Consider the following 9,841-nt stretch of genomic DNA (forward strand, 5'->3'; position numbering starts at 1 on the left):
GAGACCGCCGCCAAAATCACACAACCGGGCATCCGTATTTACACATTTTTGTCCTGATTAGTCGCGTCGGCTCGCCAAAAATTCCGCCGGTAAGGAGACCGAAATCTCTTTGACATATTGCGTTCGGGCAGAAGCGGGCGTAAACAAAGACAAAGCCAAAACGAGCCGGGCGGTGAGCAGGGATGTACGCGGAGGAACGCCAGCAGGAGATAGTGCGACGGGCCCGTGCCGAGGGCCGGGCCGACGTCGTGGCGCTGGCCGAGACCTTCGGGGTGACGGCCGAGACGATCCGCCGTGACCTGACGGTGCTGGAGCGCTCGGGTGTGCTGCGGCGGGTGCACGGCGGCGCGATCCCGGTCGAGCGGCTCGGCTTCGAGCCCGCGCTGGCCACCCGGGACGCCGTGCTGATCAGCGAGAAGGAGCGGATCGCCAAGGCGGCGCTGGCCGAGGTCCCGGAGGACGGGGCGATCATCCTGGACGCCGGCACCACCACGGCCCGTCTCGCGCAGCTGCTCCCCGCCGACCGGGAGCTGACCGTGGTGGTGAACTCGCCGGTGCTGGCCGCCGCCCTCGGCGTCAAGCCCAACCTGACGGTCCTCCTGCTCGGCGGCCGGGTCCGCGGCAAGACCCTGGCGACGGTGGACGACTGGGCGCTGCGGCCGCTCGCCGACATGTACGTCGACGTCGCCTTCATGGGCGCCAACGGATGCACCGTCGAGCGGGGCATGACCACTCCGGACCCGGCGGAGGCCGCGGTCAAGCGGGCGATGATCGCCGCGGCCCGCCGGGTGGTGCTGCTCGCCGACCACACCAAGATCGGCAACGACTATCTGGCGAAGTTCGGCGCCCTCACCGATCTGGACCTGCTGATCACCGACAACGGCCTGGACCACGACCTGGCCGCCGAGGTCGAGGCCACCGGCGTCCGGGTGGTGAAGGCGTGAGCGCGCCGGCGGGCGACCCCGACGGCATGATCCTGACGGTCACTCTCAACCCCAGCGTCGACCGGGCGCTCGAGGTCGACGTCCTGGTCCGCGGCGAGGTGCTGCGCGCCGCCGACTCGCACATCGACCCCGGCGGCAAGGGTGTCAACGTCTCCCGAGCGCTGCTCGCCAACGGTATCCGCTCCACCGCCGTCGTCCCGACCGGCGGCGCCGAGGGCGACCAGCTCGTCGACCTGCTCAACGCCGAGGGTGTCGACATGCTGGCGGTGCCGATCGCCGGCCGGACTCGTTCCAACATCACCCTCGCCGAGCCGGACGGCACGGTCACGAAGATCAACGAAGCCGGCCCGGCCCTCTCGGACACCGAGTTCGCCCAGGTCAGCAAGGCGGTGCTGGACGCGGCGAGCACCGCCGACTGGGTGGTCGTCTGCGGCAGCCTCCCGCCGGGCCCGGGCATCGCCGCCTTCACCGAACTGTGCGAGCGGCTGGTCGGCTCGGGCAGCCGGCTCGCGGTGGACAGCAGCGGCGCGGCGCTGCTGGCCGGGGTGGCCGCCGGGGCCGCCCTGGTCAAGCCGAACCGGGAGGAGCTGGCCGAGGCGGTCGGCAGGGAACCGGCCACTCTCGGCGATGTGATCGAGGCGTGTCACCGGCTCCGTGCGGCCGGCGCGGGCGCGGTCCTGGCCAGTCTCGGCGCCGACGGCGCGGTCCTGGTCGACGCGGACGGCGTGCTGGCCGGGGTCTCCCCGGTGAGCGTGCCCCGCAGCACGGTGGGCGCCGGGGACGCCCTGCTCGCCGGGTTCCTCGCGGCCGGCGCGCGCGGCTCCGCCGCTCTCACCGAAGGGCTGGCCTGGGGTGCGGCCGCGGTCTCCCTTCCGGGCAGCCGGATGCCGGGGCCGGCGGACCTCGACCGTACGCATGTGAGCGTCACCCCCGATCCCGACCCGTCCCGCCCCCTCCACTCCTGAGACCCCGGCTGGTCGTCAGCGCTGTCTCAGGCCCTCCGAGACAGCGCTGAGAAACCAGCCGGACGACCACCGCGAACCCCCGGCTGGTCGTCGGCGCTGTCCCGAGCGGCCTGAGACAGCACCGACGACCAGCCGGATGGAACACCCGCATCTCGTAAGCGCCGGATATACGACCAAAAATCCCTCACTCTCCACCTTTCGAAATGGAGATCCCCTCATGGCCTCCTCGTTCACACCCGAGGTCAGCGGCTCCGGCTTCCGTGCCGGGGTCCAGAGACTCGGTGGCTACCTCGCCGGCATGGTCATGCCCAACATCGGGGCGATCATCGCCTGGGGCCTGATCACCGCCATGTTCATCCCGGTCGGCTGGGTGCCGAACGCGAGCCTGGCCGAGCTGGTCGACCCGATGATCAAGTACCTGCTCCCGGTGCTGATCGGCTACACCGGCGGCCGGATGGTGCACGGCCGGCGCGGCGCGGTCGTCGGCGCCACCGCGACCATGGGTGTCATCGTCGGCGCGGACGTGCCGATGTTCCTCGGCGCCATGATCATCGCGCCGCTCACCGCGTACGTCCTGAAGCTCTTCGACAACGCCATCGAGGGCCGGATCCGGCCCGGCTTCGAGATGCTGGTGGACAACTTCTCGGCGGGCATCGTCGGCGCCGGCTTCGCGATCCTCGGCAAGCTCGCCATCGGCCCGGTCGTCAACGCGCTGACCAAGGCGGCCGGCGACGGTGTCGACTGGCTGCTCGACAACAGCCTGATGCCGCTGGTGTCGGTGCTCGTCGAGCCGGCCAAGGTGCTGTTCCTGAACAACGCGATCAACCACGGTGTGTTCAGCCCGCTCGGCGTGCAGCAGGTGGCGGAGAGCGGCAAGTCGATCCTGTTCATGATCGAGTCGAACCCCGGCCCCGGTCTCGGCCTGCTCGCCGCGTTCCTGTTCTTCGGCCCGCGGTCGCTGCGCCCCACCACCCCGGCCGCGATGATCATCCACTTCTTCGGCGGCATCCACGAGATCTACTTCCCGTACGTGCTGATGAAGCCCCGCCTGATCCTCGCGATGATCGCCGGTGGCATGGCCGGCGTCGCGACCTTCATGGTCACCGGCGCGGGCACCGTCGCCTCGCCGGCGCCGGGCAGCATCTTCGCCTTCACCGCCGTCACGGCCAAGGGCAGCCACGTCGGCATGTTCCTCGGCGTGATCGTCGCCGCCGCGGTCACCTTCGGGGTCGCCTCGCTGCTGCTCGGCTTCGGCAGGCTCAAGTCCGACCAGGAGCCCGGCGAGACCGCCGCCGCGGACGAGCCCGTCGCGGACGAGCCGGTCGCGGAGCAGTCCCCGGCCGTCCCCGCTCAGCGTGAATCCACCGAGGACGTTCGCAGGGAGAACGCCTAAACCAGGAGGGCCGTCATGGCAACCATCAACGGCAAGGACATCCACAAGCTGGTCGTCGCGTGCGACGCCGGCATGGGCAGCAGCGTGATGCTCGCCAGCACCCTGCGCAAGCAGCTCGGCAAGAGCGGCGTCACCGTCGAGCACACCCCGGTCAACGACATCCCGGCCGACGCCGACGTGGTGGTCTGCCACAGCGGACTGGCCGCCCGGGCCCGCTCGGTGGCGCCGGGCAAGCCGATCGTGCCGTTCCAGGTGTTCCTCGGCGACCCGGCCGTGACCCGCGTGGTCAAGGCCATCCAGCAGGGCGCCGACCTCGATGTCTGAGCTGCTGGACCGGCGGGCCGTCCGGCTCGGTGAGAAGACGGACGGCCGGGACGGCGCGATCCGCCGCTGCGGCGAGGTCCTGGTGGAGATCGGCGCCGCCGAACCCGGCTACATCGACGCGATGCTCGCCCGCGAGCAGTCGATCTCCACCTACGTCGGCGAGGGGGTCGCCATCCCGCACGGCACCCTCGCCGGCAAGGACCTGGTGAAACGCGACGCCCTCGCGGTGCTGCGCTTCCCGGAGACCGTCGACTGGGACGGCGAGCCGGTCACCGTCTGCGTGGCCATCGCCGCCAAGGGGGACGGGCACGTCGAGCTGCTCGCCGCTCTCGCCGAAGTGCTGCTGGACGAGAACCAGGCCCGTGAACTGCGCGAGGCCACCGACCCCGACACCGTGATCCGGTTGCTCGGGAGCATTCAGGAGGAAGTAGAGCAATGAAGGTCGTGCGATTCCACGCCCCCGGCGACGTCCGCTTCGAGGACGCGCCGGAGCCCGAGGCCGGCCCCGGCGAGGTCAAGATCCGGGTCCGGAACTGTTCCACCTGCGGCACCGACGTGAAGATCTCCAAGTTCGGCCACCACCACATCCATCCGCCGCGGGTGATGGGCCACGAGATCGCCGGCGAGATCGTCGAGGTGGGCGACGGCGTCGAGGGCTGGGCGCCGGGCGACCGGGTGCAGGTGATCGCGGCCATCCCGTGCGGCGAGTGCGCCGAGTGCCGGCGCGGCCGGATGACGATCTGCCCCAACCAGGTCTCGATGGGCTACCACTTCGAGGGCGGCTTCGCCCAGTACATGGTGGTGCCCCGGGAGGTTCTCAAGGTCGACGGCCTGAACCGGATCCCGGACGGCGTCTCGTTCGCGGAGGCGTCCGTCGCCGAGCCCCTCGCGTGCGCCCTCAACGCGCAGAACCTGGCCCGGGTCGGTGACGGCGACGACGTGGTCGTCATCGGCTCCGGCCCGATCGGCTGCCTGCACGTCCGGCTGGCCCGGGCCCGCGGCGCCGCCCGGGTCTTCCTGGTCGAGCTCAGCCGGCAGCGCCTGGAGATGGCCGCTGAACTGGTCAAGCCGGACGCCGCGATCTGCGCCGGGGAGACCGACCCGGTCGAGGAGATCCTGAAGCTGACCGACGGGCGGGGCGCCGACGTCATCATCACCGCGGCCGCCTCCGGCAAGGCCCAGGAACAGGCCATCCAGATGGCCGCCCGGCAGGGCCGGATCAGCTTCTTCGGCGGCCTGCCCAAGGACGACCCGACCATCACCTGCGACTCCAACCTGGTCCACTACCGGGAACTCATGATCGTCGGTGCCAACGGCTCCAGCCCCGCGCACAACGCCGAGGCCCTGGAACTGGTCGCCTCCGGCGCGGTGCCGGTCGCCGACCTGATCACCCACCGCCTGCCGCTGGAGAGCGCCATCGACGCCTTCGGCATCGTGGCCCGCGGCGAGGCCATCAAAGTCACGATCGAGCCGTAACCCGAAGGAGACCGTCATGCCCACCCGCACCGCGACCGTCGGTTCCGCCAGCGGCTTGCACGCCCGCCCCGCGAAGATCTTCGTGGAGGCGGCGGCCAAAGCGCCCGTCAAGGTCACCATCCGGGTCGGTGACCGCAAGCCGGTACCGGCCAAGAGCATGCTGTCGGTGCTCGCCCTCGGCGCCAAGCAGGGCACCGAGGTCGTCCTGGAGGCCGAGGGCGACGGCGCCGACGAGGCCCTGGACAGCCTGGCCGAGCTGCTCGCCACGGACCTGGACGCCGGCCATGTCTGAGGTGCTCACCGGCATCGGGGTGTGCGCCGGGGTGGTCGCCGGGCCGCTGCTGCGGCTCGCCGGCGCCCCGGCGCTGCCCGCCCCCGGCCCGGTCACCGACACCGCGGCGGAGTTCGCCCGGGCCGAGGCGGCGCTCGCCGAGGTGGTCGCCGAACTCGGCCGGCGCGCCGACCGGGCGGCCGACGCCACGGTGGCCGAGGTGCTGCGGGCCGAGGCGCTGATGGCCGACGACGAGGAACTGCGGGAAGGCGTACGCGAGCTGGTGGAGGCCGGCCACGACGCGCCGCATGCGATCGACGGCGCGTTCGCCGCCTTCCGGGAGGTGTTCGCCGCCGCCGGCGGCTATCTCGCCGAACGCGTCGCCGACCTCGACGATCTCCGGAACCGTGCGGTCGCGGTCCTGCTCGGCCTGCCGATGCCGGGCGTCCCCGCGCCCGGCCACCCCTACATCCTGGCCGCCCGCGACCTGGCGCCCGCGGACACCGCCGACCTCGACCCGGAGCAGGTCGCCGGCCTGGTCACCGAGGTGGGCGGGCCGACCAGCCACACCGCGATCCTGGCCCGTGCGCTCGGGCTGCCCGCGGTGGTCGCCTGCCCCGGCGTGCTGGATCTGGCGGACGGCACGTTCGTGCTGCTGGACGGCGGTTCCGGGCGGGTCGAGGCGGGCGTCGACGAGGACATCGCACGAGCCGCGACGCGACGGGCGTCCGAGGTGGCTGCCGCGGCCTCCGGCCTCACCGGGCCGGGACGGACCTCCGACGGGTACGCCGTCAAACTGCTGGCCAACGTCGGATCCGCGAAGAACGTCCCGGCCGCCGACGAGGCGCACGCCGAGGGGATCGGCCTGTTCCGTACCGAGCTGCTCTTCCTCGACCGGGCCGGGGAGCCGTCCCACGCCGAGCAGGTCGCCGCGTACCGGGAGGTGTTCACCGCGATGGCCGGCCGGCGGGTCGTCATCCGTACCCTCGATGCCGGCGCCGACAAACCGCTGCCGTTCCTGCACCAGCACGGTGAGCCCAATCCCGCCCTCGGCATCCGCGGCCTGCGCGTGGCGCGGCAGCGCCCGCACGTCCTCACCGCGCAGCTCGCCGCGATCGCCGAGGCCCGGGCGGAGACCGGCGCCGACGTCTGGGTGATGGCCCCGATGGTGTCGACCCTCGCCGAGGCGACGAGTTTCGTGGCCGCCGCGCACGACGCCGGCCTGCCGACGGCCGGGGTGATGATCGAGGTCCCGGCCGCCGCGCTGCGCGCCGCCGACCTGCTGCGCGCCGTCGACTTCCTGAGCATCGGCACGAACGACCTGAGTCAGTACACGTTCGCCGCCGACCGCATGTGCGGTGACCTGGCCGACCTGCTGGACCCCTGGCAGCCGGCGCTGCTACAGCTCATCGGGGTGTGCGGGGAGGCCGGCCGGGACTTGAGCAAACCGGTCGGGGTGTGCGGCGAGGCGGCCGCCGACCCGCTGCTCGCCCCGGTGCTGGCCGGGCTCGGCGTGACGAGCCTGTCCATGTCGCCCCGCGCGATCCCGGCGGTCCGGGCGTCGCTGGCGGCCCGCACCGAGGCGGACTGCCGGCGGCTGGCCGCGCTGGCCGTGGCCGCCGACGGCCCGGTGGAGGCGCGCAAGCTGGTCAGCTGAAGGGGAACCCGCCGGTGAACGGGAACCCCGGCGGGAACGTCGGTGTCGGCAGCGTCTCCACCTTGCGGATCACGTCGAGGAGGATCCCCGGCGTGCCGGCCGTGCCGGAGTAGGTGACGACCCGCTTGGTCTTGCCGTTGCGGTAGTGGGCCGTCACCTCGTACCGGTATCTGCCGGACCTGTTCGGCGGCACGTAACGGGGGCGCAGCGCGCGGAAGGCCGGGCTGGAGGCCAGGCGCAGCACCTCCCCGGTGGCCTGGCCGTTGCCGGACACCTGGAAGAGCGAGGTCTCGTAACGGCCGCGGGTGCGTTCGACGGCGACCGAGACGGCCTGGTAACCGGCCCGGTCGGCGGGCGTCTCGACGGCGAAGGACGTCACCTGGGCCGCGGTCGCGCCGGTGGCGCCGGCCGGTTCGGTCGGTTCCGGCGCCGCGTAGGCGGCTCCGGCGGTGCTCACCGCGATCCCGGCGAGGCCGACCAGCAGGCCGACGCGGCGCAGCCGGCGGGAAAAATGCTTCCTGCTCATGGTCATGCCGCTACCATATAGGGCGAATTGCGCTGAATCGCGCTAAAACGCCATGCGATCGGCCGCGTCCAGATCCACTCCGAGCTTTTCCAGCTTCTTCTCCAGCACGTGACACACGTGCTCCACGACGGCGAACCGGGCGTACGGCTTGTCGTCGCCGGGCACCACCCGCCAGCGCGCCCGCGGCCGGTCCGTCCGGTCGATCATCTCCTCGACCGCGGCCTCGTACTCCGCCCGCTTCTTGCGGTTGCGCCAGTCCTCCTCGGTCAGCTTCCACGACCGCAACGGATCGTCACGCCGGCTCTCGAACCGCTTCAGCTGCTCGGCCTCCGAGACGTGCATCCAGAACTTGATCAGGATCATGCCCTCGGCGGTCAGCGTCCGCTCGAACTCGGCGATCTCGTCGTACGCCCGCTTCCACTGCTTGCCGGTCGCGAAGCCCTCGACCCGCTCCACCAGCACCCGGCCGTACCAGGACCGGTCCAGCACCGCCATGCCACCGTGGCCGGGCAGCACGTTCCAGAACCGCTGCAGGAAATGGTGCCGCTTCTCGTCATAGGTCGGGGCCGCGAACTGCGCCACCCGTACATGCCGGGGGTCCAACGGCGCCACCAGGCGCTTGATCGCACCACCCTTGCCCGACGCGTCCCATCCCTCGAAGAGCACGCACAGCGCCGGTCCGATCTGCTTCGTCCCGATCTGACCGCCCAGAAACAGCCGCAACCGCAACAACCGCTGCTGCGCGGCCTCCAGCCGGTTCTCCGCCTTCTTCTTCGAGATCTCGAACGGGGGATTCGCGCTACCCAGATGAGCCATCCGCCCAGCATGACCAAACCCGGTGTGATGCGCATGCGCCGGTGCGGGACAATTTCGGGGTGACTCTCGTAGACGACCTGCTGTGGCGCGGACTGATCCAGGACTCGACCGACCCCGACGAGCTCCGCAAGAAGCTCGACGGCGGCTCGCTGACGTTCTATGTCGGCTTCGACCCGACCGCCGCCTCGCTGCACGTCGGTCACCTCATGCAGGTCCTCACCGCCCGCCGCCTCCAGCTCGCCGGGCACCGCCCGCTGCTGCTCGTCGGCGGCGCCACCGGCCAGATCGGCGACCCCCGGGAGTCCAGCGAGCGCAGCCTCAACCCGCCCGAGGTGGTCCAGGGCTGGGTCGAGCGCATCCGCACCCAGCTGTCTCCGTTCGTCACCTACACCGGTGACAACGCCGCGACCCTGGTCAACAACCTCGACTGGACCGGGCCCACCTCGGTGATCGACTTCCTGCGGGACGTCGGCAAGCACTTCCCGGTCAACAAGATGCTGGCCCGCGACGTCGTGCGCAACCGGCTGGAGAGCGGCATCAGCTTCACCGAGTTCAGCTACCAGTTGCTCCAGTCCAACGACTTCTACCAGCTGCACGTCCAGCACGGCTGCGAGCTGCAGTTCGGCGGCTCCGACCAGTGGGGCAACATCACCGCCGGCGTCGACTTCGTCCGCCGCCGCGGCGCCGGACCGGTGCACGCCTTCGTCACCCCGCTGGTCCTCAAGGCCGACGGCACCAAGTTCGGCAAGACCGAGGGCGGCGCCGTCTGGCTCGACCCCGCGATGACCTCGCCGTACAGCTTCTACCAGTTCTGGATCAACAGCGACGACCGCGACGTCGACCAGTACCTGCGGTTCTTCAGCTTCAAGTCCCGCGAGGAACTCGAGGAGCTGGCGAAGGCGACCGCCGAACGGCCGCAGGCCCGACTCGCGCAGCGGGCACTCGCCGAGGAGCTCACCACCCTGGTGCACAGCGCCGAGGACGCCCGGCAGGCGGTCGCCGCCAGCCAGGCCCTCTTCGGGCGGGGTTCGCTGGACGAGCTGTCCGCGGAGACGTTGCGGTCCGCCCTTTCCGAGACGGGCCTCCTGGAGGTACGCGGTGAGCTCCCGGCCGTGGGCGCCCTGCTGAAGGAGGCGGGGCTGGTGGCGTCGGCGAACGAGGCACGCCGCACCATCAGCGAAGGCGGGGCGTACCTGAACAACGAGCGGATCACCGACGGTGAGGCCGTGATCCCGCGGTCCGCGCTGCTGCACGGCCGGTTCCTGGTCCTGCGGCGGGGCAAGCGCACCTTCGCCGGCGTCGACCTCGTGCCCTGACCCGAGCTTGGGAGACCCCGGCCGCCCGCAGGGCGGCCGGGGTCTCGCCGTCTGTGGCCGGTGCGCTGACCTGAGGTTTCCTGCGGGTGAATCAGTGTGATCGGGACCGCGCCACCCCGATTTGGTGTTGCGGGGAGGGGCGGGTAATGTTGG

Annotated in this window: 11 protein-coding genes; 9 read left to right on the forward strand and 2 right to left on the reverse strand. The window is 71.5% G+C overall.

The features are described 5' to 3' along the window. The first annotated feature begins 182 nt into the window (after positions 1-182). The 8 genes from Aut01nite_RS42810 (at position 183) to ptsP (ending at position 7,030) form a co-directional block, all read left to right on the forward strand. On the forward strand, positions 183-944 hold the full coding sequence (locus Aut01nite_RS42810) for a DeoR/GlpR family DNA-binding transcription regulator (protein WP_043530712.1): 762 nt from the start codon (positions 183-185) through the stop codon (positions 942-944). Positions 945-970: 26 nt separating this feature from the next. Then, entirely contained in the window at positions 971-1,909 is a 939-nt protein-coding gene (gene pfkB / locus Aut01nite_RS42815) for a 1-phosphofructokinase (RefSeq protein ID WP_043530714.1), read from the forward strand. Positions 1,910-2,126: 217 nt separating this feature from the next. Further along, positions 2,127-3,302, forward strand: coding sequence for a mannitol-specific PTS transporter subunit IIC (gene mtlA, locus Aut01nite_RS42820; protein WP_043530710.1), 1,176 nt, complete (start codon positions 2,127-2,129; stop codon positions 3,300-3,302). Between the two features lie 15 nt (positions 3,303-3,317). Further along, the gene (locus tag Aut01nite_RS42825; RefSeq protein ID WP_043530707.1) at positions 3,318-3,626 is read left to right on the forward strand and encodes a PTS sugar transporter subunit IIBC family protein; all 309 of its coding nucleotides are present in this window, start codon (positions 3,318-3,320) and stop codon (positions 3,624-3,626) included. Beyond that, positions 3,619-4,065, forward strand: a complete 447-nt coding sequence (locus tag Aut01nite_RS42830) for a PTS mannitol transporter subunit IIA (RefSeq protein ID WP_043530705.1) — start codon at positions 3,619-3,621, stop codon at positions 4,063-4,065. Before Aut01nite_RS42825 ends, Aut01nite_RS42830 begins: the two co-directional genes overlap by 8 nt. Further along, positions 4,062-5,102 carry a zinc-dependent dehydrogenase gene (locus Aut01nite_RS42835; protein WP_043530703.1) on the forward strand — a complete coding sequence of 347 codons (1,041 nt, stop codon included), beginning with the start codon at positions 4,062-4,064 and terminating at the stop codon, positions 5,100-5,102. Before Aut01nite_RS42830 ends, Aut01nite_RS42835 begins: the two co-directional genes overlap by 4 nt. 16 nt (positions 5,103-5,118) lie before the next feature. Continuing rightward, on the forward strand, positions 5,119-5,394 hold the full coding sequence (locus tag Aut01nite_RS42840; RefSeq protein WP_043530701.1) for an HPr family phosphocarrier protein: 276 nt from the start codon (positions 5,119-5,121) through the stop codon (positions 5,392-5,394). Further along, positions 5,387-7,030: a phosphoenolpyruvate--protein phosphotransferase gene (ptsP, locus tag Aut01nite_RS42845; protein WP_043530699.1), complete on the forward strand. Its 1,644-nt coding sequence runs from the start codon at positions 5,387-5,389 to the stop codon at positions 7,028-7,030. The genes Aut01nite_RS42840 and ptsP overlap by 8 nt, the downstream gene beginning before the upstream one ends. Here the strand turns inward: ptsP and Aut01nite_RS42850 are convergent. Continuing rightward, entirely contained in the window at positions 7,023-7,562 is a 540-nt protein-coding gene (locus Aut01nite_RS42850; RefSeq protein ID WP_043530697.1) for a hypothetical protein, read from the reverse strand. The two genes, ptsP and Aut01nite_RS42850, sit on opposite strands and share 8 nt — an antisense overlap. 36 nt (positions 7,563-7,598) lie before the next feature. Continuing rightward, complete coding sequence (locus tag Aut01nite_RS42855) at positions 7,599-8,372, reverse strand: polyphosphate kinase 2 family protein (protein WP_043530695.1); 774 nt, start codon at positions 8,370-8,372, stop codon at positions 7,599-7,601. A 59-nt stretch (positions 8,373-8,431) separates the two neighbouring features. On the opposite strand from Aut01nite_RS42855, the gene tyrS reads away from it, so the two are divergent. Next, the gene (gene tyrS / locus Aut01nite_RS42860) at positions 8,432-9,688 is read left to right on the forward strand and encodes a tyrosine--tRNA ligase (protein WP_083999768.1); all 1,257 of its coding nucleotides are present in this window, start codon (positions 8,432-8,434) and stop codon (positions 9,686-9,688) included. Positions 9,689-9,841 lie beyond the last annotated feature (153 nt).

The sequence above is a fragment of the Actinoplanes utahensis genome, assembly GCF_016862455.1.
Classification (GTDB): domain Bacteria; phylum Actinomycetota; class Actinomycetes; order Mycobacteriales; family Micromonosporaceae; genus Actinoplanes; species Actinoplanes utahensis.